The 24,462-nt window shown below is 58.6% G+C and carries 36 protein-coding genes; 13 read left to right on the forward strand and 23 right to left on the reverse strand.

From position 1 onward, the window contains the following. Positions 1–5: 5 nt before the first annotated feature. The 14 genes from BBF94_RS27885 to BBF94_RS03980 form a co-directional block, all read right to left on the reverse strand. The gene (locus tag BBF94_RS27885; protein WP_039013052.1) at positions 6–146 is read right to left on the reverse strand and encodes a DUF6890 family protein; all 141 of its coding nucleotides are present in this window, start codon (positions 144–146) and stop codon (positions 6–8) included. 23 nt (positions 147–169) lie between these two features. Next, positions 170–460, reverse strand: coding sequence for a putative phage tail assembly chaperone (locus tag BBF94_RS03920; RefSeq protein ID WP_065257739.1), 291 nt, complete (start codon positions 458–460; stop codon positions 170–172). After that, on the reverse strand, positions 457–972 hold the full coding sequence (locus tag BBF94_RS03925) for a lysis protein (RefSeq protein ID WP_065257740.1): 516 nt from the start codon (positions 970–972) through the stop codon (positions 457–459). The genes BBF94_RS03920 and BBF94_RS03925 overlap by 4 nt, the downstream gene beginning before the upstream one ends. Continuing rightward, entirely contained in the window at positions 972–1,505 is a 534-nt protein-coding gene (locus tag BBF94_RS03930; protein WP_065257741.1) for a lysozyme, read from the reverse strand. Before BBF94_RS03930 ends, BBF94_RS03925 begins: the two co-directional genes overlap by 1 nt. Next, on the reverse strand, positions 1,502–1,798 hold the full coding sequence (locus BBF94_RS03935) for a hypothetical protein (RefSeq protein WP_065257742.1): 297 nt from the start codon (positions 1,796–1,798) through the stop codon (positions 1,502–1,504). The genes BBF94_RS03930 and BBF94_RS03935 overlap by 4 nt, the downstream gene beginning before the upstream one ends. Next, a complete protein-coding gene (locus BBF94_RS03940) occupies positions 1,795–2,007 on the reverse strand; it encodes a TraR/DksA family transcriptional regulator (RefSeq protein WP_065257743.1) in 213 nt (70 codons plus the stop codon). The genes BBF94_RS03935 and BBF94_RS03940 overlap by 4 nt, the downstream gene beginning before the upstream one ends. Continuing rightward, entirely contained in the window at positions 2,007–2,459 is a 453-nt protein-coding gene (locus BBF94_RS03945) for a phage protein (protein WP_065257744.1), read from the reverse strand. Before BBF94_RS03945 ends, BBF94_RS03940 begins: the two co-directional genes overlap by 1 nt. Positions 2,460–2,465: 6 nt before the next feature. Beyond that, positions 2,466–3,581 (reverse strand): DUF2586 domain-containing protein, encoded by a 1,116-nt coding sequence (locus tag BBF94_RS03950; RefSeq protein WP_065257745.1) that lies wholly within the window; start codon positions 3,579–3,581, stop codon positions 2,466–2,468. A gap of 11 nt (positions 3,582–3,592) precedes the next feature. Next, on the reverse strand, positions 3,593–4,276 hold the full coding sequence (locus BBF94_RS03955) for a phage virion morphogenesis protein (protein ID WP_065257746.1): 684 nt from the start codon (positions 4,274–4,276) through the stop codon (positions 3,593–3,595). Beyond that, positions 4,263–4,715: a phage tail protein gene (locus BBF94_RS03960; RefSeq protein ID WP_065257747.1), complete on the reverse strand. Its 453-nt coding sequence runs from the start codon at positions 4,713–4,715 to the stop codon at positions 4,263–4,265. The genes BBF94_RS03955 and BBF94_RS03960 overlap by 14 nt, the downstream gene beginning before the upstream one ends. Continuing rightward, positions 4,712–5,173 carry a head completion/stabilization protein gene (locus tag BBF94_RS03965; RefSeq protein WP_065257748.1) on the reverse strand — a complete coding sequence of 154 codons (462 nt, stop codon included), beginning with the start codon at positions 5,171–5,173 and terminating at the stop codon, positions 4,712–4,714. The genes BBF94_RS03960 and BBF94_RS03965 overlap by 4 nt, the downstream gene beginning before the upstream one ends. Positions 5,174–5,271: 98 nt before the next feature. Beyond that, positions 5,272–5,991, reverse strand: coding sequence for a phage terminase small subunit (gene gpM / locus BBF94_RS03970; RefSeq protein ID WP_065257749.1), 720 nt, complete (start codon positions 5,989–5,991; stop codon positions 5,272–5,274). Continuing rightward, entirely contained in the window at positions 5,988–7,010 is a 1,023-nt protein-coding gene (locus BBF94_RS03975; protein WP_065257750.1) for a phage major capsid protein, P2 family, read from the reverse strand. Before BBF94_RS03975 ends, gpM begins: the two co-directional genes overlap by 4 nt. Before the next feature lie 2 nt (positions 7,011–7,012). Beyond that, on the reverse strand, positions 7,013–7,936 hold the full coding sequence (locus BBF94_RS03980) for a GPO family capsid scaffolding protein (RefSeq protein ID WP_065257751.1): 924 nt from the start codon (positions 7,934–7,936) through the stop codon (positions 7,013–7,015). Positions 7,937–8,098: 162 nt separating this feature from the next. Between BBF94_RS03980 and BBF94_RS03985 the strand changes: the two genes are divergently transcribed. The 3 genes from BBF94_RS03985 to BBF94_RS03995 all read left to right on the forward strand — a co-directional run bounded on the left by BBF94_RS03985 (position 8,099) and on the right by BBF94_RS03995 (position 11,255). Beyond that, positions 8,099–10,141 (forward strand): terminase large subunit domain-containing protein, encoded by a 2,043-nt coding sequence (locus BBF94_RS03985; protein WP_065257752.1) that lies wholly within the window; start codon positions 8,099–8,101, stop codon positions 10,139–10,141. Continuing rightward, positions 10,080–10,922: a phage portal protein gene (locus BBF94_RS03990; protein ID WP_065257753.1), complete on the forward strand. Its 843-nt coding sequence runs from the start codon at positions 10,080–10,082 to the stop codon at positions 10,920–10,922. Before BBF94_RS03985 ends, BBF94_RS03990 begins: the two co-directional genes overlap by 62 nt. Positions 10,923–10,997: 75 nt before the next feature. Further along, a complete protein-coding gene (locus BBF94_RS03995; protein WP_047293252.1) occupies positions 10,998–11,255 on the forward strand; it encodes an ogr/Delta-like zinc finger family protein in 258 nt (85 codons plus the stop codon). A gap of 55 nt (positions 11,256–11,310) precedes the next feature. Here the strand turns inward: BBF94_RS03995 and BBF94_RS04000 are convergent, their stop codons facing one another. Continuing rightward, a complete protein-coding gene (locus BBF94_RS04000; protein ID WP_065257754.1) occupies positions 11,311–11,496 on the reverse strand; it encodes a hypothetical protein in 186 nt (61 codons plus the stop codon). A 102-nt stretch (positions 11,497–11,598) separates the two neighbouring features. Next, positions 11,599–11,949, reverse strand: coding sequence for a helix-turn-helix domain-containing protein (locus BBF94_RS04005; RefSeq protein WP_065257755.1), 351 nt, complete (start codon positions 11,947–11,949; stop codon positions 11,599–11,601). 84 nt (positions 11,950–12,033) lie between these two features. Between BBF94_RS04005 and BBF94_RS26985 the strand changes: the two genes are divergently transcribed. From BBF94_RS26985 to BBF94_RS04035, 9 genes are all read left to right on the forward strand, one after another. After that, positions 12,034–12,246, forward strand: coding sequence for a helix-turn-helix domain-containing protein (locus BBF94_RS26985; RefSeq protein ID WP_082302362.1), 213 nt, complete (start codon positions 12,034–12,036; stop codon positions 12,244–12,246). 29 nt (positions 12,247–12,275) lie between these two features. Further along, positions 12,276–12,749: a YmfL family putative regulatory protein gene (locus BBF94_RS04010; protein WP_065257756.1), complete on the forward strand. Its 474-nt coding sequence runs from the start codon at positions 12,276–12,278 to the stop codon at positions 12,747–12,749. Beyond that, complete coding sequence (locus BBF94_RS04015) at positions 12,746–13,111, forward strand: hypothetical protein (RefSeq protein WP_065257757.1); 366 nt, start codon at positions 12,746–12,748, stop codon at positions 13,109–13,111. Before BBF94_RS04010 ends, BBF94_RS04015 begins: the two co-directional genes overlap by 4 nt. Positions 13,112–13,185: 74 nt before the next feature. Beyond that, on the forward strand, positions 13,186–13,437 hold the full coding sequence (locus tag BBF94_RS04020) for a hypothetical protein (protein WP_039756488.1): 252 nt from the start codon (positions 13,186–13,188) through the stop codon (positions 13,435–13,437). Continuing rightward, the gene (locus BBF94_RS04025) at positions 13,434–16,127 is read left to right on the forward strand and encodes a toprim domain-containing protein (protein WP_065257758.1); all 2,694 of its coding nucleotides are present in this window, start codon (positions 13,434–13,436) and stop codon (positions 16,125–16,127) included. Before BBF94_RS04020 ends, BBF94_RS04025 begins: the two co-directional genes overlap by 4 nt. A gap of 23 nt (positions 16,128–16,150) precedes the next feature. Further along, entirely contained in the window at positions 16,151–16,984 is an 834-nt protein-coding gene (locus BBF94_RS04030) for a hypothetical protein (protein ID WP_065257759.1), read from the forward strand. Between the two features lie 81 nt (positions 16,985–17,065). Further along, complete coding sequence (locus BBF94_RS26990; RefSeq protein ID WP_082302363.1) at positions 17,066–17,329, forward strand: hypothetical protein; 264 nt, start codon at positions 17,066–17,068, stop codon at positions 17,327–17,329. Positions 17,330–17,658: 329 nt separating this feature from the next. Then, complete coding sequence (locus BBF94_RS27000) at positions 17,659–17,871, forward strand: DUF4224 domain-containing protein (RefSeq protein ID WP_080769328.1); 213 nt, start codon at positions 17,659–17,661, stop codon at positions 17,869–17,871. Next, positions 17,868–19,016, forward strand: coding sequence for a site-specific integrase (locus BBF94_RS04035; protein WP_065257760.1), 1,149 nt, complete (start codon positions 17,868–17,870; stop codon positions 19,014–19,016). Before BBF94_RS27000 ends, BBF94_RS04035 begins: the two co-directional genes overlap by 4 nt. Before the next feature lie 288 nt (positions 19,017–19,304). On the opposite strand, the gene BBF94_RS04040 is transcribed toward BBF94_RS04035, so the two are convergent. The 4 genes from BBF94_RS04040 to BBF94_RS27890 form a co-directional block, all read right to left on the reverse strand. Then, positions 19,305–19,589, reverse strand: coding sequence for a helix-turn-helix domain-containing protein (locus BBF94_RS04040; RefSeq protein ID WP_065257761.1), 285 nt, complete (start codon positions 19,587–19,589; stop codon positions 19,305–19,307). A 262-nt stretch (positions 19,590–19,851) separates the two neighbouring features. Next, positions 19,852–20,562, reverse strand: a complete 711-nt coding sequence (locus BBF94_RS04045) for an SDR family NAD(P)-dependent oxidoreductase (RefSeq protein ID WP_065257762.1) — start codon at positions 20,560–20,562, stop codon at positions 19,852–19,854. A gap of 49 nt (positions 20,563–20,611) precedes the next feature. Then, positions 20,612–20,830 (reverse strand): tautomerase family protein, encoded by a 219-nt coding sequence (locus BBF94_RS04050; protein ID WP_065257763.1) that lies wholly within the window; start codon positions 20,828–20,830, stop codon positions 20,612–20,614. A 348-nt stretch (positions 20,831–21,178) separates the two neighbouring features. Further along, positions 21,179–21,712: a PBECR2 nuclease fold domain-containing protein gene (locus BBF94_RS27890; RefSeq protein WP_065257764.1), complete on the reverse strand. Its 534-nt coding sequence runs from the start codon at positions 21,710–21,712 to the stop codon at positions 21,179–21,181. 446 nt (positions 21,713–22,158) lie between these two features. Between BBF94_RS27890 and BBF94_RS04060 the strand changes: the two genes are divergently transcribed. Next, a complete protein-coding gene (locus BBF94_RS04060; RefSeq protein WP_065257765.1) occupies positions 22,159–23,085 on the forward strand; it encodes a LysR family transcriptional regulator in 927 nt (308 codons plus the stop codon). Here BBF94_RS04060 and BBF94_RS04065 read toward each other — a convergent pair. Genes BBF94_RS04065 through BBF94_RS04075 form a run of 3 tightly spaced genes read right to left on the reverse strand, consistent with a single transcriptional unit; the run spans position 23,002 to position 24,388 of the window. Further along, complete coding sequence (locus BBF94_RS04065) at positions 23,002–23,319, reverse strand: AzlD domain-containing protein (RefSeq protein ID WP_007952614.1); 318 nt, start codon at positions 23,317–23,319, stop codon at positions 23,002–23,004. The two genes, BBF94_RS04060 and BBF94_RS04065, sit on opposite strands and share 84 nt — an antisense overlap. Continuing rightward, complete coding sequence (locus BBF94_RS04070) at positions 23,298–24,014, reverse strand: AzlC family ABC transporter permease (protein ID WP_065257766.1); 717 nt, start codon at positions 24,012–24,014, stop codon at positions 23,298–23,300. Before BBF94_RS04070 ends, BBF94_RS04065 begins: the two co-directional genes overlap by 22 nt. Further along, a complete protein-coding gene (locus BBF94_RS04075) occupies positions 24,011–24,388 on the reverse strand; it encodes a GNAT family N-acetyltransferase (RefSeq protein ID WP_065257799.1) in 378 nt (125 codons plus the stop codon). Before BBF94_RS04075 ends, BBF94_RS04070 begins: the two co-directional genes overlap by 4 nt. Positions 24,389–24,462 lie beyond the last annotated feature (74 nt).

The raw sequence follows: 24,462 nt of genomic DNA on the forward strand, positions 1-24,462 counted from the left end.
AGTCGTTACCCGTTCAGCGCAAGGGCAATGCCGTTAGCCACGGCAAATTCCATGCGTCTCCAGTGTTCGTCCTCCAGCCACTTGGCCGTGCCCATCGCCTCGGGCGTGGGTTCGGCACCAGGTAGCCAGCGGTTCGTCAGGGCCATCAGCTGGCCCAGTCCGTTTTCGCTCAGGCGCTCAGCGTGCTCGAGCGCTTTTTTACGATCACCTCAACGTTGGGCGCGTATTCCTCCAGCAGCGCACCGGCGAGCTGCATCACCATCACCGGATTGGCCAGCAACGGTTTCAGCACGGCTTTTTGATCCTGCAGCACGGTGTTCATCAGCAGGTTGTTGCCCGGGGCGACCTTGTTGGTTTGGGTCAGCGCGTTGAAATACTTGGTCACATCCGCCGGCGTCAGGTTGAAGGTAAATTCGTTTTCGCCGACTTCCAGGGTGATTTCGGTGTTTTGCTGGCTCATGGGGTGGTTCTCTCGTTGAGGTTGGGAAAGTTGGTGTCCTGGTGCGCGGGCGCTCGCTGGCACACGCCACGGACGTATTGCTGCAGTCCGACGATCATTTGCCGGCTTTGGGTGAGTTGATCTCGGAGGGTGAAATAATCCGGTCGAGCGTCTGCAGCGAGTTCGGCGCTTCCTGCATCAGCCACGCGGGCGGTGCCGGCGTCGGCGGACACAGATCCGGAGGCGGGACAGGTGGCGCGGACGCGCAGCCGCTGACGGCCATCGTCAACAGCGCGGCGCAGGCGTTCGTTCTCAGTGCGTGCATCAATCAATTCCTTGGTGTTTCGTTGGTCGATCGCGTCCCGCTCGGCGAGCATTTCGCCGCTGATGCGTGCCGCTTCGCGCAGGCCGCTGGCCTCCCATTTCACGCTGTCGCGCTCGCGCCTGGCTTCGTCGCGCTGGCCTTTGAGCGTGTCGAAACCGATCCAGGCAACCAGGCACAACACGACTAGGAACAAAACTTCGCGCAGCATTACAGCCCCTCCGCACACAGGCGGGATTCGGCCAGCCGGCGGTTGTGCAGGCCCGGCACAAAGCGTTTCTGGCCGTTGGCATCCGTCACAAAGGCCCACACCGGCGTCTTGCCGTCCGGCGCCCATGCCAGGGCTTTGCAGCCCTCTGCAATGCGTCCGGCGTTGATAAGCGCGACCGCACGACTGGCACAGGTGCTGGTCACGCCGAAGTTGTGGCCGTGACTGGTCAGTGCGTCGAACGAGTTCTGTCCCACGTTCGGGTTGGTGATGCACTCGGCCAGCTGCAGCTGCGTTTTGCGGATCACCAGTTGCTCCACCTCGGCGCACTTGGCGGGCGACCAGTAGTCGCCGACGACGACCGGGTACGGGCTGGTAAACCGGGTGATGCCTTTGCAGACCGTGGGCAGTCCGCCGGCGAGCTTGTCCGCGTAAACGGTGTTCTGGCCGTTGCCTTCCCAGGTGCCCAGGAAGATCACCAACGGGGTACTGGCCAGCGCGATCGCACCGGCCATGATCCTGCCGCGCAGACTCATGGGAACCACACTCGCAACAGTGCCGGCACCACCATCTGCAGCACGGCGCCAACCAGCGTCAGGATGGTCAGCAAGCGCCCGACCTTGGAGCCGATCACGTTCACGGCGATCGTCAGTTTCTGTTGGCCCTTGTTCAGTTCAACCAACTGGCTCGCCAGGTGTTCAAACTGCTGTTCCAGCTTGGAAACTCGCGTAGGCACGGTTTCATGGCGGTCTTCCAGATCACCCAACCGGTGTTCAAAGACGGCAAATCGCTGTTCCAGCGCGGCGAGGCGCCCGGATTCAGTGGTCATCGGCGTTTACTCTTTTCATGGCCCGTCTGGCACGGGACGCACCGCGTCATACCGCCCAGCGCCTGGCGCGCCGGCGGGATTTCTTTGTCGCAGTCCTGGCAATGCGTCAGGCTTGGCCCAACCGGCACGGGCTTGCTCAACTGAGCCTTGATCGCCTGGTCACGTTGGCGTTGCTCCAGCTCCTGGGCACGGTCGAACCAGTCCACCATCAGCGCAGCCCCTCGGTTTCAGCAGCGGCCAGGTACGGCACGCCGTTGATGCGGATGAAATCCGGGCTGGTGACGTCGAACGGCACCTTGTGTTTGCTCTTCTCGCCGCCCTTGGGATCGATCGACAGCAGGCTGGAGACCTTCACCCGGCAACCGAATGCTTCAACGCGCATTTCTTCATCCTCGCCGGCCTTGGCAAAGAACACCGCGTCAAAGGGTTTCAGCTCGCGGAAACTGCCCGCCGAGCGGGCGGCATCCACCAGCAAGTTGAAATTGGTGCTGTCCAGTTCCAGTTCGCCGGCGGCGGCGACGTCGCCGTCCACGTAGCCGTCCGGCACACCACGGGTTTGGGCCACTGCCGAGTTGTCGGTGATGTCCAGGGTGCAGCTTTCAACGTGCAGCGCGATGTCGCCCAGGTTCACGTCAAAGTTCTTGCCGCCAATCTTTGCCATGGGGCGTTACTCCGTTTTGTCGGTGGAAAGATCCAGGGCGATGTTCGCGGTCAGGTCTTTCGGGCAGTTGAGGGGTTTAAGCTTGAAGTAGGCGACCACCTTGGTTTTGCTCAGCCAGGTCAGCACCAGGTCGCCGTCCTTTGGCGGCTCGATATCGCCGGGGAATACCTGGCCAGCAAAGGTGATGGACTTGGCCATGGCGCGCAGCGGCGCCATCAACTGGTTGGTGTTGACGGCCATGCTGTTGGGCGTGTTGTTCAAGCGGCGATCGGCCACGCGGCGGATCAGCAGCGCCCGGATCAGGCGAGCGGCCTTGTCGGTGACACGCAGGTACTCCACGACCTGAAAGTCACTGCCGGGGGTGTCCAGCATGTTGCCGTCACCCCAATACACGCCCGGGTAGTCCGGATAGGTCTGCGACACCGAGTAGCGCGCTCGATCCAGCTCGCTGCGCACAGCCGACGGCAGTGGGATTTTTTCGCCGTCAATCGGCACAGGGCCAAGGCCCAGCACGGGGCCAGTGGCGACACGCATCGGACTATCCGCAATGCTCACCGAAGCGTTGGCCAGGCGACCGGCGAGAACGCCCAGGTCATTGCCGTGCAGTTGCGGAACGACCAGAACACGGGGTGCGGCCAAGTTGGCCAACAGCGCTTTTCGCTCGCCCATGTACTGCGCCCAGGTCTGGTCGGCAGTGACGCCAGGCGCGGACGCCATGACGAACACGCGGCGTCCATAGGTGTTGCTCAATGAGATTGCAGCGTCATGCATGGCCGAGATTTCCGCAGGCGCGGACACCGGTTTGGTAATCACCACGGACTCGACGGAGTAGCCCTGTTGCTGGGCCTTCTCCAATGCATCGACCCAATTGCCCTCGGCGCCGATCGGAGCGGCAACGCATGCCCAACGCTGGCCACCGTTGAGACGGGCAGCGGTGATTTGGGTTTTCAGGTCGCTGGCCGGAACGCCCAAGGCAGCATCCAGATCGCTGTCCGTGTTCAGCGGCAGGAACTGGCCGACGTTCTTGCCGGCGGGGCCGATGAAAAGAAAGTAACGCTCAATCTCGCTCACAGGCCCTTGGCCCAGATTGAGATTGTCGACGGTGACTTGACCGAGTGCCATGCAGTGCCTCGTTAGCGGGGTGAATTTAGGATTTGTTGCAACACCTGGTTAATCAGCAGGTTGGTGTCGCGTTCGGTTTCAGCGCCGATGAACTGTCGTTTGGGCAGCGTGATTTCCCAGCTTTGCGCGCCTGTGGATTCCTTGCGCTGGTCGTCCAGGATGCGGATCAACAGACCCGCCTTGGCGTAATTCACATGCTCTTGAATCCACGCCACGGACGGCCTGGTCAGGCTCTTTTTGCCGGCCAGGCGCACGCGGAAACCCAACCGACGCAAGCGCTTGGCTTGTTTCTCGGTCGCGGCCAGGCCGGGCGGGGTTTTGTTCCAGCGGCGCATCTGCGCGGCGGTGCGGCGCTCGCTGACGCCGAAGTGCTGCTGGGCGGCGACCCATCGGGTCAGGGCGTTTTTCCAGCCCAGTTCCGCTTCATCAGCGGACACGCGGGTGACCACCATCAACTTGGCCAGGCCGGCTTCCATCTTCTTTTTGCCTTTGCCATCGCCCCGGCGCGGGGCGAACGGCGTGCCGTCCAGGTTCTGCTGGTCGCGCACACGCTTGCGGCTCATCGTCCGCACGCGCTTGGTCACCTGGTTCAGCAAACGCCGGCGCAACTGCGGCGGCAGGCTCAGCAACGCCAGTTGCTCGCGCACGCCCAAGCGTCCGCGCACGTCGAGTTCGAAGGTGCTACGCCCGGCCATCGGTGGCCACCTCGCCGCGCTCAGCAATCCACAGATCAAACGGAATGAACGCCCAGGTCTTGCCAAAGGCCTCGATCTCGCCGTCCGGGTCTTCGGACAGATACTGCGGCTCGACGAATTCCAGCGTGACTTCCACGTCGAACAGATCGTTGTCCAGCGGCTCCACGGCGAATTCCGGCGCTGGCAGTTCGTGGCGGTCGCGATCGGCGTCGTGGGTCTCCAGCCAACTGCCCACCAGGGCCATCATGCGGGCCGGATTGGCGGCGAAACGCTCCAGGACAATCACGGCGCGATAGTGCATGTCGGCAAAGTGCATGCCGTCGACGTCGGGTTTCCAGATCAGCGACAGCTTGACCTGCTCCGTCCAGCTGTCGAGCTGTTCAGGCTCGACCAGGCGGCGTTCCAGCAGGTAGGCGGTCAACGCCTGCAGCTTGGTCATAGCAGCGCCGCCGTGATGCGGCCACGGCCCTGCAGGGCGCGCACAGCCTGCTGACTGAATGCCAGAAACGTGTCTTCACGCTCCGGCGCTTCCTTGCCGGTGTTCTCTGCGCTCTCGCGGCGGGTCACAGTGGCGAACTGCTGCAGGGCGCTGGCCTTGGCGCGGCAATACACGGCGCGCTTGTACAGCTTGGCTTTGAATGCACGTTCAGACAGCAGCATCGGATCGGCTGTTTCCACGGTAACGATGCCGGCTGCCAGCCAACTGGTTTTGAGCTTGGCCAGGTCGGTATTGACCTCGGCCATAGCGATAAACAGGGCGTCGGTCAGCAGGTCGCCCAGGAACTCCGCCGGCAGGCGGTAGCCCTTCTGGAATTCGGCCACGGAGAGGTTCGGCCAGAAGCCGTCGTTCTCGATCGCCTGTTCCACGATGGTGGTGGGTTTCCCGGAAAAGCTCATGGCTGACCGCTCGAATTAGGGCGGGGAGACTGTTTTCCGTGGGGCTGGCCATAAATGGCAGACACACGTCCACAGTTCCCCGCTGGGGGGGTAGTCGGTTATTGGGTGCCGGTGACGGCGGGTGTTTGTTTGGCGATTGCCTTACGGCACTTCGCAATGCGTGTCTCGTTGCCGGCCTTGGCGTGCAACTCGGTAGATCGCTCCAGGTGCTTGAGCGCCGTCTCCCACTGCTCGGCCTCCATGGCGCGCATGCCGATCAACTTGTGGTACTTGCTCGGGATCTGTTCGGGCAGATCCCATTCACCGTCGACACACGGCAGCAGGTCGGACAGGTACGGCTCCGGGCTGCGCTGGGCGTTGTATTCACGGAAAGCCCATTCGATCACCGCGTCCGCCACGAAGGTCTGCACGTTGCGCTTGAAGCGCTCCGGCATTTCCTGGCCCTGCTTGATCGCAAAATCCGCCAGTTCCAGGCCGTCTTCGAACTGCTCGGTGTCGAACAGCCAGACCATCACCTGCACCAGGACGGGGTTCTGCATGACCAGGCCCGAATCCATGTAGCGCTGGATGAAGTCCTGATACTTGGGCAGCAACTCAGTTCGCTTAAGCGTTTGCTTGCTCGCCAAGTTCTTTAAATCGCTCAAGCGCTTCAGGTCTTCATTCAGCGAGGCTTCCATCAGCAGAAGGTGCTTTTTCGCGTTGGCTGGACTGCTCAGGGCTTCCGCCGGCGAATACGCCAGCGGTGCCGCGGCAGCAGCGATCACTGCAGCGGTTCCCTGAGCCAAAATGCGGCGCTTGTGGGCAAGGGCCAGGCTCACTTCACCAGCTCCACGTTCTCGGTCAGCGCGATTTTCTCCAGCTGCTCGATCACGTAGCCCTCGTTGCGGCTGTTGTAATCCTCGACGCGGGAACGCTTCGCGTTGTCCACGGTTTGCTTGCGCCAGCTGGAGTCCTGGAAGTAAATCGACAGGTTGTCCCAACTGGTGACCAGCACGCCGTTGACCGGGAAGAACGGAACGCTAAAGCTCGGCAGACCGCCGTAGGTGGCGATCACCTGGGCGTCCTCGATGCGCTCTTTCTCGGTCGGGGTGTCGCCCTGCTTGGCGTACAGCTTGGCTTTGTCAGCGGCCAACAGGTCGGAACCGATGATCGCCACCAGGTCGCCGCCGTCGCGCAGGCGTTCGTCCACCATTTGCTTGGTGTCGTGCACCAGGGCGTCGAGATTTGCGTAATCGCCGCTCGGCCCCATGGTGACCTTGCCAGGTGTTTTGCCTTCCTTGAGCACCTGCTGCGGTGCCTGCTCGCGCAGTTGCTGCAGCCAGCCTTTGTTCACGTCCTGCAACATCGGATAGGCGCCGATGTCGGTCTGCGCTGCCGCGTGGGTGCCGTGGAAACCGACCATGATGCGATCCAGGGCGATCTGTTTCTGCACAGCGGCGGAGTAGCGTTGATGGAAGTCCGGGAATTTGGCCCAGGCATCGATCTTCGCGTAGGGCAGGCCCACGTCCGATTCGGTCGACGACAGCTCGTAGGTGCTGTCATCGAGCGCGGACGCATCTTTTGCTTCGCGGTCGGTGGTCTTGGTGTTGGTGCGGCCAGTCACCGGGCCGGACACGCCCAGGAAAACCTTTTGCCCCTTGATTTCGCTCACGCCGATGACGTTGATACGCGAGAGGAAGTCCGATTTGGCCGTGATGGCGTCGTTAAGCTCTTGGGCTACCGACGGTTCGACACTGAACTGTTTGCTGGCCAGGTCGACGCCGTAGGTGTCAGCGAGGGCAAGCTGCAGCTCGGCATACATTTTCGCGCCATAGGCGCTCAGGGAATGAGCAGCCATGGTCAGAGTACCCGCGCTTTGGTCTTGCCAGCCGGGCCGGCGTTGCGTGGCAGATGACGGCCAGCAGGAGTGTTTTTCAGTTCAGTAAACTGTTTCTGCAGGCTGGTCAGTGCCGCCATCACGGCCTTGTTGCCGCCGCCGTTGCGCTTGAACTCTCGTTCTTCCTCGGCAGTGGTGACGATTTCGTCTACTGCAGCGCTGACATCATCGATCGGGGTTTGATCGGGTTCCGGTGCGTCTTCGGCTGCAGGCTCGATCACGGCCTGAATGCCGGCAGCGACGACCAGCAGCTGGGCCAGCAGGGCTTTCAAGGCCGTTGCGGTAGCTTCATCCATTGGGGGTTTGCTCTCGGTTGGGGTTTGCGGAGTGGTTTCGGTGGGCGTGTCTTCAATGCCGAAACGCTTGAACAGGCGGGTGAACATGGCGGCCAGGCGCCCGAACTCGCCCTGGGGCTCGGTTTCGCGCAGGGGGCCGAGTTCTTGTGAGGCGGCGTAGTACGCGGCGCGACTGGTGCGATTGGAGAAATACAGCTCTTGCGTGCCGAGGCTCGCCGGCGAATCAGTCACCGCCAGGCCAGTCAGATAGGCCTTGCCGCTGCCGGCGAAATTCGGGGTGATTTCAATGCTGCTGAACAGCTTCTGGCCTTGGTCGTTGAGGTACAGAAGGCGATCGTTCGGTTTCAGCTGAGCTTCCAGCGCGATCTGGCCAGGCTCCAGATCCTCGCCCTCTTCAACCAAACGCACGGCAAAAACGGTGCCGTGGGAACCCGGCCAGCGTTCGTGGTCGCACCAGATCACCGCCGTGTATTTGGCAGGCGTGTAGGTCTCGGCGATGTCGCGCAGTTCCTGGGGCAGGATCTCGCGGCCATCGACGGTCGGGCCGCTGGTGGCAACACGTTTCCAGTAGGAGACAAGGGAACGGGGCATGGTGGGTGACTGCGCTCAATCGTTGAATGAGCCGCCACGATAGGGAGCCGATTTGCCCCAAACAAACGGTTGGTTTTCGGCGTTCTCCTATTTTCCGGATATAGGCGAATGCCGGGATTTAACCCCGCGTTTCCAGCGTTTTCGCCGCATAGACTGCGGCCCATGAACTACCCGACCGAAGTCAAAGAAGCCGCAAAACGTCTCTACCTACGCCGCTGTTCGGTGAAGGAAATTCAGGCGCATTTGAAGCTGCCCAACATCCGTATCGTCTACTACTGGATCCGCCAAGGCGCCTGGGACGAGATGCTGACGGATGAAGAACCGTTGAGCGCAGTCAGCCGGCGGATCACCCTGATTCTGGAAAAGATCGATCCGCTGACGGACGCCGAGCTGAAAGAGCTGGAGCGCCTGACAAGCCTGCTGGAGCGCCTGAAAAAGCTTGCGGCAAAACCTGCGCCGGCAGCGCCTGCTGACCGTCCTGACGAGCCTGACGAACGCCAGTCAAGCCAACGCCGTGAGCGGCGCGAGGGCGGCGGCAAGAAGCGCGAAAAGAAGGTAAAGAACGACGTCAGCGGCCTGACCGAAGTGGACTTCCTGGATAAGTTCATCTCGAAAATGTACGGCTACCAGAAAGAGCTGTTCGAGGCGAAACAGAATCCACTGACCCGCCGTGTCCGGAACATCCTCAAAAGCCGTCAGGTCGGCCTGACCTACTACTTCGCCGGCGAAGCGTTCATGGACGCCGTGTTGAGCGGTGACAACCAGGTGTTCCTATCGGCAAGCCGATCGCAGTCGGAAATCTTCCGAAGCTACATCATCCAGTTCGCCCAGCAGTGGTTCGGCATTGAGCTTACGGGCAATCCGATCACCCTGAGCAACGGTGCCGAGCTGCGCTTTCTCAGCACCAACAGCAGCACCGCCCAGGGGTATCACGGCCATGTCTACGTGGACGAATACTTCTGGATTCGCGACTTCGAAAAGCTCAGCACCGTCGCCAGTGCCATGGGCACCCACAAGAAATGGCGCAAAACCTATTTCTCGACGCCCAGCGCCGTGTCGCACCAGGCGTACCCGTTCTGGTCGGGTGAAGAGTTCCGCAACAGCAAACGCGGCAAAAAGGCCGGCGGCGAATGGCCGAGCGAAGCGGCTTACACGCAGGGCGCGCTGTGTCCGGACGGTCAGTGGCGCAAGACGATCACCCTGGACGATGCGATCGCCGGTGGCTGCGATCTGTTCGACCTGGAGCAGCTGCAGCTGGAGTACGACGAAGACAAGTTCCAGCAGCTGTTCTACTGCAAGTTCATCGACAGCACGCAAAGCGCATTCAGTCTCAAGGATCTGGAGCGCTGCTACTCGGATCTGTCGTTGTGGGAGGACTACAACCCTGATCTGGATCGCCCGTTTGGCAACAGTCCGGTCTGGCTGGGCTACGACCCGAGCCGCACACGCGACGACGCCACCTGCGTGGTCATCGCGCCGCCGCTCGAACCCGGGGCGAAGTTCAGAATTCTGGAAAAACACAGTTGGCGGGGCCACTCGTTCACCTACCAGGCCGCGCAGGTCAAGAAGCTGACCGAGCGCTTCAACGTGCAGCACATCGGCATCGATGTCACCGGCGTGGGTTACGGCGTGTTCGACCTGGTGCGCGACTTCTACGTCAAGGCAACACCGATTCATTACAGCCTGGAAGCGAAAAACGCCCTGGTGCTGAAAGCCCAGGACACGATCCAGGGCAGCCGCATCGAGTGGGACGCCGGTTGGACGGACATTGCCCAGGCATTCCTGACCATCAAGCGCGGCGCCACCAACAGCGGCCAGATCACCTACAGCGCATCCCGTACCGAAGCCACCGGTCACGCCGACATTGCCTGGGCAGTGATGCACGCCCTGTCCAACGAACCTTTGAACACCAACAAGCGGCGCCGTAGCCGCTACGTCACGAGTAACCAGAGCAGCCATGGCCAACCGCAAACGCAGAAAGCACCACGTAGCCCAACCACAGCAGCAACCGATGCGCTCGTTTACGTTCGGGGAGCCGGAACAGGTGCTGTCCGGCAACATCGGCGAGTACGTGGGCGTGTTTCCGAGCGACGACGGCAAAATCTACAAGCCGCCAGTATCGCGGGCCGGCCTGGCGAAGCTGTTGCGCGCCAACGCGCACCACGGAGCCATTCCGAAGTTCAAGCGCAACCTGCTGTTGCGTGAGTTCATCGCCTCGGCTGGCTGCAGCACTGAGACGATGGGACGCGCCGGACTGGACTACATGGTGTTTGGCGAAGCGTACTTCTACAACGACACCAACGCATTCGGCCAGGTGTTGGAGCTGCAGCACCTGCCGGCGATCAACATGCGCGTGAAGGTCGACGGCGGCTACGTGATGCTGCTGCCGGACAACAAGGAAATGGAGTTCGAGGCGCACGAAATCTCCCACGTCCTGGACTACGACGTGGAACAGAACATTTACGGGATTCCGGACTACCTGGGGGGCTTGCAGGCGTTGCTGCTGAATGAGGCTGCGACCCTCTTCCGCCGGCGCTACTACAGCAACGGCGCGCACGCCGGCTACATCTTCTACACCAACGATCCCGACCTGACCGAAGAGGACGAAGACGAGCTGCGCGCCCAAATCAGCGCGAGCAAAGGCGTGGGCAACTTCCGATCGATGTTCGTCAACATCCCCAACGGCAAAGAGAACGCGATCCAGATCATCCCGGTCGGTGACTTCCAGGCGAAAGACGAGCTGGAGAAGGTGAAGAACATCACCCGAAACGATGTCATCGCGGCCTGGCGGATGAACCCTGCACTGGCCGGCATCATCCCGGAAAACACCGGCGGGTTTGGCGACATTGAAAAGATCGATCGCGTGTACACCAGTAACGAGATCCGCCCGATTTGCCAGCTGTTCAATCAGCTCAATGACCGGTTACGCGAAGACAGGCGTTTTAGCTGGAAAGTCGCGCCAGCAGCAGTGGATGCCACTGCATGAAACACCTTTCGAAGCGAATGCCACTACAAAATATGGCAATATGGTGGCGATCAGCTGCCCCTGGGGAGGGACACAATGAGAGTTGTATGCAAGTGCGGCCACAAGGGCCGAATTGCTTCACGGGAAGAGGTAACAACGGAGTTCGTGAAGCTGTACTGCCAATGCCTGGACGCAAGGTGCGGGCATACGTGGGTGTCGAACCTGACGTTCTCACACACACTCAGCCCGTCATCGCAGACCTTCGAACGCATGTTGATCGACCGGTTTCGCGAATTGCCCAGGGCGAAGCAGAGAGAGCTTTTCGAACAGCTGGGATCGCAGGCGGTGGCGTAACTGCAAATCGCCAACGCAGAAGCGTCGGCGATCGGGATCACTCAAGGAATGAGATTCAGCCCTTTACTGGCTCCTTTGGGTTTACGGCCAGTATCTCGGCAACTCGACGGACTTGCTGCTGCTCCACCTGGCTCAACCGTCGATAGAGATCGATCAAACGACGCTCGATATTTGTGAGTCCGGACTTATCGAACTCGGTTTTCTCGAACGCGGTGCGATCGTTCATCTTGCGATCCAACATGCTTACTACTCCATAAAGTGCATTGCTGAACTGGCTTTATGGGGAGTAGCAAACGGCATTGGAATGGGAGTAATCCCAATGGATGAAAGGCTTTGTTGCGATTTAAGACCGGTGCCGGGCGGCGTCGTCGGCCATGGCTTCGAGGATGCGACGAATCGCTTTCTGGTCGTCTTCAGGAATGCTACGGAACTGCTTTACCAAGCAATCTTCGACGTCTGACAGTGCCTCATTCGGCAACGTCTTACGCGATCCATGAACGATATAAGCAATGTCAAAATCGAGCAGCGAGTTAGCAAGACTCAGGTAGGACGCAGGCGCATCGCTGGCGCCCGATTCGTAGTTGCCCTGGGTACGTTTGGACACGCCAAGTTTTTCAGCCAGTTGATCTTGAGTCAGGCCAGCACCGGCGCGAAGTTCCCGCAGCCTGGCGCCGATCTCTTCTGAGAGAGTCAATATTTTTCCACTCGCATATTTACATTGGCAGTTTTTTGCCACATTCTGCGCTCGTCATCACACGAAAACGCAGAGATTTGCACTATGCCGAACACAAGCATCACCGAGCAAGCCCGCAAAAAAGCCCGTGAAGCGTTGGAGAAGCGCGGTCAGTCCGCGAAAGATTTTGCTGCTTTGCACAACCTGAGTCCCAGCACCGTTTATGCGGTGTTGAGTGGACAAAGCAAATGTCGCCGTGGGGAGGCACACCGAGCTGCCGTTTTACTAGGCGTTAAACAAGGTGTGATCGAACAGTAATGGCATGGGCCAACAGGGAAAAGTAGAAGATGAAAAGCCCGATCCTAGACACCCGCAAAGAAGTTATGAGCGAGATCATCCGCAGCTATATCGGCGGACGCGAAGCCGCCGCTGCACGCTTGGGGCTGAAGCTCAAGAAGTTCGACAACCATGCCTACGAAAACGCCGGATGCAGTCCTCTCAGTGACTCTCAGGTTTTCATGCTTGAGCAGGACTGCGGAACTCACCACTTCCCCAACTACGTCGCCTCAATGTACGGCGGGTTGTTCGTTCCAGTGGCTGATCCTGAAACGCTAGACAACGTCGAGCTATACGCTCGATCGCTACAGGTAGCGGCAAAACGCGGTTGCGTCGACCAGGCGATCGCCAAGGCGCTGGAGGACGGTTCAATCAGCGAAGAAGAAGCCGAACTGATTATGGACGCTCACAACCTCCACGTTGCTGCACGGCACGCCGAAGTGCTTGCCGCAATAGCTCTTTACCGCGCAGGGAAAGCTCAATGAACAATCTGCCTGCAGTACAGGAATATCAGGACATGCTCAAAGCTGCGGCGTCGGTGTTTCTTGAACGGCACCGTTGCGAACATTTGAGCGACGATCAGCAACTGATCAAACGAGCTGTGCAGCATTTGGTCGCGGACTTCGACGTACTCACTCCGACAGCTGAAAAAATTGTTCACCTGGCCTACAGCGATTTGTCTGTTGTCGGCGATCGGCAGCGACTGGATGTAATCACCAGCACACCGACACACACCGTTATCACTGACACAGGCACCGGTGAGGTTTGGGCCATTCCCGTCAGCCTGATTTACGAACGCATCCTCAACGCACCGGACAACGGGCGTTTCCGCGTCACCACTCCGTAACTCCTAACCACTAAATCCCCGATCCCCCATTCCCGTGGGTTTGGGTGAGCTGCGCCCGAAATTGAGGTTTGACGATGGAAAACGCCCTGAACATTAACGCAAAACTGCCACCGGTGCAGGCCGAAGCGCTCTTGGCCAACCTGCGCGAGCAGTACCGTCTCAGCCTCAATGACCTTTGGTATTCCGACCATTACCGCCTGATCCCCGAAGGGCTGCGCCACGGGTCGATCCTCACGAACGATCCGGTGATGGCTGCTCGAAAACATCTGATCGGCGCCCTCGCCGGCGCCCTGACTCAAAGCCTCAAAACAGTGAAAAAACCATGAGAGACGATCTCCGTTCCGACGTCCTGCAGCGCCTTGAAAATGACTACGGCCTAAAACACCGTACCGGCACCGACTACATGCGCGGTGGTGAATGCCCCAAGTGCAGGAAGAAAGAGCTGTATTCACGTCACGACAAGCCGTGGCTGGTTATCTGCGGTCGCCCTGAAAAGTGCGGCCACACCATGCACGTCAAGGAGATCTACGACGATCTTTTCGAAGACTGGAGCAAGCGAGCCCCCGCTACGGACAGTGCACCAACGGCCACAGCCCGCGCCTATCTGGAGTTCGGCCGGGGCTTTGACATCCAGTTGATTGCTGGCTGGTTCACGCAAGACACCTACTACTCCTCTCAGCACAACGCAGGCAGCGCGACAGTGCGTTTCGCCTTGGAGAAAGGCGGCTACTGGGAACGCTTGATCGACAAGCCGGCACGCTTCGGAAAGATGAAAGCGCGTTTCGCTCCGGGTGAAAGCTACCGGGGGGTGTGGTGGTGCCCGCCCTGTGTGGATCTGCTCGAAGCGAAAGAAGTGTGGATCGTGGAAGGCATCTTTGACGCCACCGCCCTAGTGCACCACGGCATTGCCGCCGTGTCCGCCATGTCATCCAACGCCTTCCCGGCTGACTCGCTCCAGGCGTTGGTCACAGCACGCCCGGGCAATCTGCCGAAGCTGGTTTGGGCGTTGGACAACGAACCAGGTGCACACGCTTACACCAAACGTTGGGTACGTATGGCCCGCGAATTGGGGTTTACCTGTGAGGCCGCGCAGATCCCTCAGCGGGAAAAACGCAAGGTCGATTGGAACGACTTACATCAGCGCTGGCAGTTCCTGGACGACGGCGAGAAGCGCAATGCCCAAATTGAAAAAGACATCACCATTGCTCGGCATCACGGCGCGCTGCTGATCGCTGAGAACGCTACCGAAAAAGCCCTGGTCATGTTCGATTGGAAGCGTCGAAGCGAATTTCATCTGGAGTTCGGCAATCGCCTGTATTGGTTCAAACTTGATCTGGAGAAATACAACAAGGCCATTCAGGAACTGGAGGACAGCGAGCATCACGACGATCAGCAACTGAATAACAAGCAGATGCGGGCGAAGGCCATGCAGCAGTGCGGCGCGCTGCAGCGCATCGCTACCTGCAATCCGAAAGCCCTGTACTACCAGGAAAACAAGCTCACAGACGAGTCCTGGTATTACTTCCGGATCACGTTTGCACACGACGCTGCGCCGATTAAAAACACTTTCACCAGCGCTCAGATCTCTTCATCGGCCGAGTTCAAAAAGCGTCTGTTGGGCATTGCCCCCGGTGGGATGTTCACCGGTACAACGCAGCAATTGGACGCGTTCATTGAGGAACAAACCGACGCTCTCAAGACCGTTCAAACCATCGACTTCACGGGCTACACCCGCGAACACGGCGCATACGTGTACGGCGATGTGGCTGTACGCGACGGTAAAATCTTCAAACTGAACGAAGAAGACTTCTTCGACATGGATCGCTTGAGCATTAAAACGCTCAGCCAGTCAGTGACCTTGAACCTGAACACTGACCTGGAGAAGTTCGACACCGAATGGCTCGACATCATTTGGCAATGCTTCGGTGCCAAAGGGCTGGTCGCACTCGCTTTCTGGTTCGGCTCATTGTTCGCCGAGCAGATCCGGCAGCATCAAAAGAGTTACCCCTTCATGGAAATTATCGGTGAGCCAGGCGCCGGTAAATCCACCCTGATCGAATTCCTATGGAAGTTGTGCGGACGCCTCGACTACGAAGGTTTTGACCCCACTAAAGGCACCCCAGTTGCTCGGGCACGAAACTTTGCCCAGGTCGGGAATCTGCCGGTGGTGTTGATTGAATCTGAGCGCGAAAAATCAGATGGAAGCCAAACCCGCCAATACGACTGGGACGAACTGAAGACTGCCTACAACGGCCGCAGCGTTCGCTCAACCGGTGTAAAGAACAACGGTAACGACACCCGCGAACCGCCCTTCCGTGGCGCCGTGGTCATCGGTCAGAACCACGCGGTGAACGCCTCTGAACCGATCCTGCAGCGCCTAGTGCACATCGCCATGACGAAGGACGGGCAGACCCCGCAAACCAAGCTGTTGGTTGAAAAACTTGAGCGTATGCCCATCGACCGCGTGAGCGGGTTTCTGCTCAAGGCCACCACGTCGGAGTCCTCCGTGATGGAGACCATTCGCGCGAAGGTTCCGACCTACGAACAGGCGCTGCTGGCCCTGCCTGAAATTCGCACCGTACGGATCGCAAAGAATCATGCCCAGCTGCACGCGCTCGTAGACGCACTGGTGCACGTCGCTCCTCTTAAAAAGCATCAGTTGGAAGCTACACACGCGGAGATCCAGAACATGGCAAAGGATCGCCAGCTGGCCATCAATGCTGATCACCCGGTCGTCGTCGAGTTTTGGGAACTGTACGAATACCTAAACAGCGCTGCCGGCGGACTAAACCACTCACGCAATGACAGTTTGATTGCGGTGAACCTCAACGACTTTGCCAAAGAAGCCGCGGAGAAACGCCAGAAAGTCCCGGACATGACCGAGCTGAAACGCCACCTGAAAACCAGCAAGTGCCCGAAGTTCGTGGAGACAAACAGAACCGTTTGCTCTGCCTGGGAGTTGGACGCTGCAGATAAACCGAAAACTGTGCGCTGCTGGATTTTCCAAAGCGCCTAAACCCGCAACTCAGGAGTGACCCAATGAAAGTAGAGACTGTAAATCTGAAGTCGGCGATTCGCTTTGGTGACTTTTACAACGTCTTCGGGCCTGACGGTGTTGTGACCATGGCCTGGTGGCTTGGTGCATTGCACGCCGATCGCATTCGCAAAGAACAAGGAAGCTTTCCGTTTCTACAAATAACCGGCCAGCCAGGTGGCGGCAAAGGCCTGCTGCTCGACTACTTGTGGAAACTGAGCGGGGAAGAACATTTTCAGGGGTGCGCTCCTGATCACGCATCACGAGCAGGCCGGTCTCGCTTTATGACCAATGCCGGCAACAAGGTCACCGCACTGGTGCCTATCCATGAGAAAGCAACCGGCGACTGGGCGGACGAGATGAAGCCGCTTTATGACTCCAATGCGGAGTTTTTAGACCACAGCCGAGGTGGTGAACTGACCAAGTTTAAGGGGGCAATTTTGATCGTTGCTGATGCCCCTCTGCGCTGCAGTGAGGCCGTCAAAAGCAGAATGCAGACAGTGTTTTTGCATCCATCCAAACAAGACAAGAAGTTCGGATCGGTGGCACAGCTTATTGAGTTAAGCGCTGACCGGGCAGGTGCATTTGCCAGAGTGTTCCGACATCACGAAGACCTGATTCTGACGGCACTACAAGGAATTGTGCCAGCACAGATGGCCAAGTATGAAAGCCAATTCCGCGAGGATTTGAATCGGCGGTATGCAAGGAATTTCGCTCAGGTCGCGGCATTAATCGAAGCGCTATGCGACCTCGTTGGCATTTCCGAACGACAACGCTTTGCAGCGCTGAGCAGGCTACACAGCACGGATTACCTGATGAATAACGACGTACCGTTCTGAAACAGTCGGCGTACGCCATGAATTGAAGGGGTGTCGAGGAGTTGCACCTCCCCGACACCAACCACTACCGAGGGCAGAACCATGCAAGCACAGCACCCGAGCAGCAGTGATCCGAAGGCTAACACACAGGGCAGTAACGACACTCAATCAGCACGGCACCTAATGGCAATTCGGATAGTCGGCACAGCGATATTCGACTACCAAGTTACCAAGACTGACGAAGCGCGAATCCGCCTTGAATGCTTGGCCACCTTCGCCAAGCAGCAGGGCGATATTGATGCGGCCGAAGCCGCCATTGTAGCCCATCTACTGGCCAGCAACGCGTCATCGGGGGCCAGCATATGAGCGATGGCAAAACAATCCGGGAGCGGCCAGCGATGGCCAGTAAGCGATTGGATTTACCGAGCATCTGCGACATCTGCGGCACCGCCCGATCTACCCGGAAACATCAAAAGTGCAGCCGTATTCGCCAGCATCGAAAGACTGAAGAATGGGCCGCTGTAATGGCCGAAAAGGCCGCAATCAGAAAAGCAAAGGAACGCCGTTATGTCTAAACGCCGTGAGCAAGCAGCACCAGAATCAAAACCAGTGGTTTCTACTACGCTTTCAGCAGAACCCGCCTCTACACTGGTCTGTCATCAGGCGCGGGAATACACAGGTTCGAGGGTTGTACCGTGAGCCAAGCAACAACAGGTGTTTTGACCTTTCAAGACCTGCAGCACATCACCGGTTATCAGCGTCGATCCGATGTTGAGCGCTCGCTGATCGCCCAGGGTGTGCGCTTGTTCCGTGGCCGAACTGGCCCGTGGACAACGCTTGACCTGATTAATCACGCCGGCGGCGTCACGTCGGCGAGCGCTGAAAGGTATGACACCGACATATTATGAGGCGAGCGAGGAAACGTAAGCACAACCCCCATATCCCTGCCCATGTCGATCAGGCCGCCCTCCCGGCGGCCGTGTACTTCGACCATCGCGACAGTGGTGTCTGGTACACCCTTCGTCGGGACGAGACAGGAAAGCAGCGCCGCCAAAACGTGGCGCCCGCAGCCGTGTCGCTGGCAGAACTCCATCAAATCATGGACGAGGCGTCCAACGTCGATCGGGGAACGCTGCGCTACGTGTGCGAACAGTTCCACCTGAGCGATCGATACAAAAAACTCGCTTCCAAAACCCACGACGATTACTGCTACTCCCGCGATGTACTGCTGAACATTCCCACCAAATTGGGCAAGCCGCTGGGCGATCTCGCAGTGAAGAAATTCACCGCTGCCCTGGTGCAACGCATTGTCGATCGGATCGCAGACGAGGGCACGCCCTCAAAGGCGGCGCACGCACTGCGTTATCTGCGCCGCGTTCTGCAGTGGGGACGTAATCGGGGTTTCCTTGAAGTGAACCCAGCCCTGGGCATCGAAGCGCCGATAGAACGTAAACAACGCCGGTTGCCACGGTTGAACGTTATGGACGTACTCATCGATCGCGCAACGGCGCGTGGACGTCTGGCACGTAACGAGCCTGGCGGTTGTCCCGAATACCTGGCCAGCGTAATGGAGCTGGCCTACCTTTGCCGACTACGCGGCATCGAGGTCGTGACGCTCACGGACGCGAACGAACTGCAGGAAGGGATTCTGACCAATCGGCGCAAGGGCAGCCGGGACAACATCGTCCGATGGACACCGCGACTGCGCACCGTTTGGGAAGGCGCGAAGGCTTTACGCGCCAAGGTTTGGGAGCGCCGTAAAACGCCTATCCCGATCGCGGCGTCAAAGCGCTTTATCATCGTGGCCAGCCACGGTGGCCCGCTTCGAAAAACAAGCCTCGACACCGCTTGGCAACGCTTTATCACTTTGGCGATCGCAGACGGAAACATCGATCCGGAAGATCGCTTCGCGCTGCACGATCTGAAACGGCGCGGCATCACTGACACGACCGGCACCAGGGCAGACAAACAGGAAGCGAGTGGCCACCGTGACGCGAAGATGATGGACGTCTACGATCACAGCGTGCCGGTGGTTTCACCTTCAGCTGACTGAGTAAACACCCACGTAACAAACGTACCGAAGCCCGCGAAACATGCGGGTTTTGGCGCGTCTGCACGTAACAAGGAATCTCATAAGTCATTGATTTGTATGTTTTAAGCACCTTCCTTGTAATCAGTAGGTCCCGGGTTCGATTCCTGGTGCCGGCACCATACAAGACGAAGCCCCTGCAGAAATGCAGGGGCTTTGTTGTTTCTGGAGTGTCCACATTTCGTCCACATCTCCGATCGTCGGCAACCGCGTTGCCAGTTCTAATCGCAACAATCCGTAGACGATTTCACCTCAGACTGGCTGCAAATCCCGCAATGCTTCAGGATGCTGGCTAGCAATACGTAACAGTGTCTGTGCTGCACCTGTCGGCTGCCTGCGACCCTGCTCCCAATCCTGCAACGTGCGCAAACTCACACCGATCAACTTGGCAAACGCACTCTGCGAAACGCCCACCTTGGCCCGCGCTTCAGCGGCTGCCGAGAGTGGCACCGCTGTGACACGAGCGGCTTTTCCCGCCTTCATTTGGCGGACAGAGTCCAGCAAGTCCTGCTGGAATTGCTCCAGTTCATTGACCATCGCTGATTTCCTCCTTCAAACATGAGCGGCACTATACGGCTTTGCCGTATAGGCGAGCAATGTACGTTTGTCTGATGCAGAATCTGGTGGACCTGTGAGGACTGGAGCTTCCCAGTATTGAAGAAGTATTCGAAAAATTGATCTGTCACCTTTTCTGGCACCATACAAGACGAAGCCCCTGCAGAAATGCAGGGGCTTTGTTGTTTCTGCGGGCTCGATTTCAAGAGCCCCTGTCTCGTAAAGCGCTGTTCAACAACATCAATCAGTGCCCGGCACTCTGCCCACCATCCACATGCAGAATCTCGCCAGTCACAAAGTTCGCGTTATCGAGATACACCACCGCCTGCGCAATATCCTCGACCTCGCCCATATGTCCGACGGGGTGCAGCGCGCCCAGTGCCACGTGGGTTTCCTCGCCGTGCATCGGCGTCTTGATGATGCCCGGTGATACCGCGTTCACCCGGATTCCGCGTTTGGCGTATTCGATGGCCAGGGATTTGGTGGCGGCGTTGAGGCCGCCCTTGGTCAGTGAGGCGAGGACCGAGGGCACGCCGTCGACCGCGTGGTCGGTCAGGCTGGTGGTGATGTTGACCACGTGGCCCTTGCCCTGTTTATCCATCTCGGCGATGGCCAATTGGGTGATGTAGAAGAAGCCGTTGAGGTTGACCGACAGCACCGCCGCGTAATCTTCCGGGGTGTAGGCGGTGAACGGTTTGGCAACGAAGATGCCGGCGTTGTTGACCAGGGTGTCGATGCGGCCGAAGCGTGCCATGCCTTCGCTGATCACGCGTTGAGCGGTGGCCGGATCGCCGATGTCGCCGGCGATGGTCAGGATCTGCGGGTCGTTCGACGGTTTGATCGAGCGCGAAGTAGCGACAATGTTGTAGCCCAGTTCACGGAAGGCCTTGACCATGCCTTCGCCCAGACCCTGGGAAGCACCGGTGATAACGACGGTTTTTTTCGAATTGCTCATGATGAAATCCTCAACAGATTGATAGTGATCGGCAACACAGCGGGCACGGTCAGGACTGATTCCGCTCCGCCAGCTGCCGGCGGTACTCGGTGGTGGTGATGCCGGCGTAGCCCCAGTTATCGGTGTCGACTTCTTCGATCACGATGTGGGTCAGGTCCGGGCGCTTGTTGAGGACGCGTTCCAGGGTTTCAGTGATTTCGGCGATCACCTGAGCTTTCTGCTCACGGGTAACACCGTCGCGGGTGATGCGTACGCTGACAAATGGCATGACGACGACTCCAGTGACCTGCCCTCGGGATGAGGATCAGGTGTTGGAGCTCAATTTAGGTATGTGTCGGGAGGGGAAAAAGTAGGGGAGAAGTACTTCATTTGTGAGGTGGTGTAATGAATTGAAACACCTACGTCGCTCCCACTTACCCCCTGAAGTCTCGGGTTGACACATCGAATTCAGTGGCCGAGAATCGGCACCAAGAGCGCGAAACCGACTGCCATCAGGTGGCTATAGTCGGCGTTAGGAACCCCGTTGATGACCTGAAAATCAGCGTTCGGGTGAGACCTCTTCTCCCCTGCTTGAGGGAGCACAATATCAAGCAACTTTTTCGTGAAGGGCAGCCTATCAAGGCTGCCCTTTTTGTTTGGACCATCGGTAACGTTGAAACAGTAGCTCTCCATGCCGATGCTTGTTCAGACCCTTTTTTTCACAGTTCATGAAGTTCCAGAGTACGTTGCCATGATCGATATGGATCACGACCAGCATCTGGTATTTCGTGTTGTAGGCACCGATATATGAGAGCCGGAAAGAGTCGTCATCGTAGGAAATCTTCCAGATCTCTAACGGTGTTTTCAGGGTGTCTTGCGCGAAGTCTGTGAAGCGCTCCCGAGCATTCGGACGTTTTTCCACAATGTGCAACAAGTGCTCGCGCCTCACCAGAACTGGGCAAATGGGTGTCTCAATCACAGTCGAATTGAGGCCGTCATGAAGTCCGAAGCCTTTGGCAACTTGCTCCCATGCAGCCTCCAGACTCTCGGCGCCCGGACGTTCTCTGATCGCAGAAGTCAGCAACTCGGGATCAATGTCCCGAATGTCCGGTAAACCATGATCCTTCCAGTTCTTTTGTTCAGGTAACGCCATGCTCCAAGGCAAATTCATTGGCACCTTCTCGCTAGCTTCGCGGATGCCGGCATTGCCTGGATATCCAATGGCCTCGGACTGAAAAAGTCCCGAAAGTAACTGCCTGATATTTCAGCCACTTGTGCTGCGGTAATAAATCAGCCCGTTCTTGTCTTTCAATAGGAGGCTTCCGGCATCAACGCAGAACAGCGCGAGATGGCTGTACGAAATTGTCCCAGCCGCTGTAACCCAACCGCACAAAAAAGTGCCCGACTCCTTCGCGTCGGGCACTTTTTTTGACCCCGATCACCCCCGCGTCACCAAAAATCCCGATTCTGTGTCAGCCTCCAGCCATCGGCAGGGACATCAATTCGCTACTAATTGCGCGACAACTATGCTCAGGTACAGGAATATAGCCGGCAAATGGAGCCGTTCGGGCCGTCACGTACACAACAATACCCAGCCCACTTCAGAGGGCATTACCCATGGATAGCAGAACCTTACGCAACCTCATGCGCATCGTGCAGACCGGCTCGTTGTCGGCCGCAGCCGAGCATTCGTGCCTGACTGTGCAGGCCCTGGCCGCACAGCTGAACAAGGTCGAAGAACAGTTCGGTTTCCGCTTGTTTCGCCGTTCCAACAAAGGCCTGACGCTGACCCCGCAAGGTACAGAGCTGACGCCTTACATGGATCGGGTGCTGATAGCCACGCGGCAGATGGAAGAGAAAGTCGAGGCGTTGAAAGTGCCGGGACAGCGCACGTTGAAAGTGGCGTTGAACACCACGCTGGATCCGGATTTCAACCGGCGGTTGATCGGACGCCTGATCGATGTGTTCCCCGACTACCAGATGGAATTCAGCTACGCCGAGTCGATGGAAAATCTCAGCAAGCTGAAGAACGAGGACTTCGACCTCGCGGTGCTGATCGGTCCGCAGCGTCCGGGTCTGCCGAGCATCGTCCTGCCGGAGGTGCAGGTACAGGTGGTCGGTGCTCATTGCGGTCAAGAGAATGATCCGCTGACATTGCTCGGCAACAAGTTTCAGGTGCGTCCTGCAGAAGACTGTCCGTATTCCCACAGCTTTTTGCGTTTTCTCGACGCCGGGCTGGGCAATCACGAAAACAGTCAGCGGACGATTTATTCCTGCAGCGAAACACTGACCCTGTCGCTCATCACGCAGATGGACGCCATCGGCATGGTTTCCCGCGAAGCCGCGCAGAAGAACGGCCTGACGATTTTCCCCGGGTTCGAGGATTTCCTCGAAGTGCGCCTGGCGGTGAACAATCCGGATCTGTCCGGTCAGGCCCTGAACGACGTTGTCGATCTGCCGCTACATGAACGAGCCGAGCGCAATGTACGCGGCCGTCCCAACCGCCACACTGAGAAAGAGGTTTTTGCTGAAATACGCACATAACAGCGTCGGAATCGCTGCATAGAATTCCGGGCGATCGAGCTGTATGTGCTGATCCTTGATCAACAAGGGTGTCAGGCTGATCGCAGCGACGATCGCCACCGGCAGGTATTCCAGCGCCCGGGCGACGAAGGGCGGCCAGTGCTCGGTGTTGACCTGCAGCGGCAGCGCCCGGGGCAGAAAGGTCACGGCCATCATCAGCGCGACCACCAGGATCAGGAACGTCTGGTCAGGCATACACCCACTCCGCAGCCTACAAATGTGGCGATGAAAACATTGAAGGACGAGCTGCCAACCAGGCTCAGAGCACCCATGCAGACCACAGCGGCCAGGGCGGCGATGAGTTTTTTGCGGGTGTTGCACAGCGAGACCAGTACATAAAGCATCATCGCGGTCAGCGCGTAATCAAGCTGATATTTGATCAGATGCGATGCGTACTGCGCGCACAGGGCCCCGAGCAATCCGCCGATCACCCAGGAGGTATGGCAGAACAGGTTGAAGCCGATCAGATATCGGATATTCACCGGTGCGCCGGTGCCCAGCTTGACGCTGTGGAAGGCGAACGATTCATCGGTCAGGCCGCCGGCGTAGCACCAGCGCTCCATGCGGCTCAGGCCCAGTGCCCGCAGGGCCTTGGCCATGTAGACGGACATCAGCATGTGCCGCGCGTTGATCAGAAACGTGGTCAGCACGATGGTGGTCAGCGACGCCCCGCTGCTGATCAGCGCCAGCGCGGCGAATTGCGAAGCCCCGGCATACACGAACAGACACATGGCCACCGGCAGCCATAGCGGCAGCCCGGCGTTGACCGCCATCAGCCCGAACACGAACGACACGGTGAAATAACCGGCCACCACCGGGCTGGCTTCGGCAAACGTGCGCGACGGCTGACGGTCGACCATCAGCGGCGCACTGCCGGATGTTTCATTCATAGATCCCTCTCAAATGTCCGTTCGCCGTGAGGCTCGCAAAAACCCTGGGCAGCCCAGAAACGCTTGCCCGCGAGGTTAGCATCATCGACGAACAGGAACATCCGCAGCACACCGACCCGTTTCATGTCGGCCGACGCCGCTTCCACAAGACGCTGACCCACGCCCTGACTGCGAAAGCGCAAGCTGACCGCCAGATGGTTGATGGTGCCGCGACTGCCGAGCATGCCGCCCAGTACCGCACCGACGATCTCGCCTTCGACATCGAGGGCCAGATAAGCCGTGGTGGTTTTCTGGATGAGCACACCGCGCAGGCATTTGGCGTCCTGCCATTCACAGAATGACACTTCGTCGAACTGGCGGAAGAAACGCTCCATGCGCTGCGCGTCCTTGGCCGTCGCGCGCCGCAGCACCACCGGCGTCGAGCATTCGACGCCGTCGATTTGAGTGA

The organism is Pseudomonas bananamidigenes, from assembly GCF_001679645.1.
GTDB classification, from domain to species: Bacteria; Pseudomonadota; Gammaproteobacteria; order Pseudomonadales; family Pseudomonadaceae; genus Aquipseudomonas; species Aquipseudomonas bananamidigenes.

Coding starts and splice junctions, on each gene's coding strand:
- BBF94_RS27885 (WP_039013052.1), bottom strand. CDS start 146: ATGGCCCTGACGAACCGCTGGCTACCTGGTGCCGAACCCACGCCCGAG.
- BBF94_RS03920 (WP_065257739.1), bottom strand. CDS start 460: ATGAGCCAGCAAAACACCGAAATCACCCTGGAAGTCGGCGAAAACGAA.
- BBF94_RS03925 (WP_065257740.1), bottom strand. CDS start 972: ATGCTGCGCGAAGTTTTGTTCCTAGTCGTGTTGTGCCTGGTTGCCTGG.
- BBF94_RS03930 (WP_065257741.1), bottom strand. CDS start 1,505: ATGAGTCTGCGCGGCAGGATCATGGCCGGTGCGATCGCGCTGGCCAGT.
- BBF94_RS03935 (WP_065257742.1), bottom strand. CDS start 1,798: ATGACCACTGAATCCGGGCGCCTCGCCGCGCTGGAACAGCGATTTGCC.
- BBF94_RS03940 (WP_065257743.1), bottom strand. CDS start 2,007: ATGGTGGACTGGTTCGACCGTGCCCAGGAGCTGGAGCAACGCCAACGT.
- BBF94_RS03945 (WP_065257744.1), bottom strand. CDS start 2,459: ATGGCAAAGATTGGCGGCAAGAACTTTGACGTGAACCTGGGCGACATC.
- BBF94_RS03950 (WP_065257745.1), bottom strand. CDS start 3,581: ATGGCACTCGGTCAAGTCACCGTCGACAATCTCAATCTGGGCCAAGGG.
- BBF94_RS03955 (WP_065257746.1), bottom strand. CDS start 4,276: ATGGCCGGGCGTAGCACCTTCGAACTCGACGTGCGCGGACGCTTGGGC.
- BBF94_RS03960 (WP_065257747.1), bottom strand. CDS start 4,715: ATGACCAAGCTGCAGGCGTTGACCGCCTACCTGCTGGAACGCCGCCTG.
- BBF94_RS03965 (WP_065257748.1), bottom strand. CDS start 5,173: ATGAGCTTTTCCGGGAAACCCACCACCATCGTGGAACAGGCGATCGAG.
- BBF94_RS03975 (WP_065257750.1), bottom strand. CDS start 7,010: ATGGCTGCTCATTCCCTGAGCGCCTATGGCGCGAAAATGTATGCCGAG.
- BBF94_RS03980 (WP_065257751.1), bottom strand. CDS start 7,936: ATGCCCCGTTCCCTTGTCTCCTACTGGAAACGTGTTGCCACCAGCGGC.
- BBF94_RS03985 (WP_065257752.1), top strand. CDS start 8,099: ATGAACTACCCGACCGAAGTCAAAGAAGCCGCAAAACGTCTCTACCTA.
- BBF94_RS03995 (WP_047293252.1), top strand. CDS start 10,998: ATGAGAGTTGTATGCAAGTGCGGCCACAAGGGCCGAATTGCTTCACGG.
- BBF94_RS04000 (WP_065257754.1), bottom strand. CDS start 11,496: ATGTTGGATCGCAAGATGAACGATCGCACCGCGTTCGAGAAAACCGAG.
- BBF94_RS26985 (WP_082302362.1), top strand. CDS start 12,034: ATGCCGAACACAAGCATCACCGAGCAAGCCCGCAAAAAAGCCCGTGAA.
- BBF94_RS04010 (WP_065257756.1), top strand. CDS start 12,276: ATGAAAAGCCCGATCCTAGACACCCGCAAAGAAGTTATGAGCGAGATC.
- BBF94_RS04015 (WP_065257757.1), top strand. CDS start 12,746: ATGAACAATCTGCCTGCAGTACAGGAATATCAGGACATGCTCAAAGCT.
- BBF94_RS04020 (WP_039756488.1), top strand. CDS start 13,186: ATGGAAAACGCCCTGAACATTAACGCAAAACTGCCACCGGTGCAGGCC.
- BBF94_RS04025 (WP_065257758.1), top strand. CDS start 13,434: ATGAGAGACGATCTCCGTTCCGACGTCCTGCAGCGCCTTGAAAATGAC.
- BBF94_RS04030 (WP_065257759.1), top strand. CDS start 16,151: ATGAAAGTAGAGACTGTAAATCTGAAGTCGGCGATTCGCTTTGGTGAC.
- BBF94_RS26990 (WP_082302363.1), top strand. CDS start 17,066: ATGCAAGCACAGCACCCGAGCAGCAGTGATCCGAAGGCTAACACACAG.
- BBF94_RS04035 (WP_065257760.1), top strand. CDS start 17,868: ATGAGGCGAGCGAGGAAACGTAAGCACAACCCCCATATCCCTGCCCAT.
- BBF94_RS04040 (WP_065257761.1), bottom strand. CDS start 19,589: ATGGTCAATGAACTGGAGCAATTCCAGCAGGACTTGCTGGACTCTGTC.
- BBF94_RS04045 (WP_065257762.1), bottom strand. CDS start 20,562: ATGAGCAATTCGAAAAAAACCGTCGTTATCACCGGTGCTTCCCAGGGT.
- BBF94_RS04050 (WP_065257763.1), bottom strand. CDS start 20,830: ATGCCATTTGTCAGCGTACGCATCACCCGCGACGGTGTTACCCGTGAG.
- BBF94_RS27890 (WP_065257764.1), bottom strand. CDS start 21,712: ATGAATTTGCCTTGGAGCATGGCGTTACCTGAACAAAAGAACTGGAAG.
- BBF94_RS04060 (WP_065257765.1), top strand. CDS start 22,159: ATGGATAGCAGAACCTTACGCAACCTCATGCGCATCGTGCAGACCGGC.
- BBF94_RS04065 (WP_007952614.1), bottom strand. CDS start 23,319: ATGCCTGACCAGACGTTCCTGATCCTGGTGGTCGCGCTGATGATGGCC.
- BBF94_RS04070 (WP_065257766.1), bottom strand. CDS start 24,014: ATGAATGAAACATCCGGCAGTGCGCCGCTGATGGTCGACCGTCAGCCG.
- BBF94_RS04075 (WP_065257799.1), bottom strand. CDS start 24,388: ATGGAGCGTTTCTTCCGCCAGTTCGACGAAGTGTCATTCTGTGAATGG.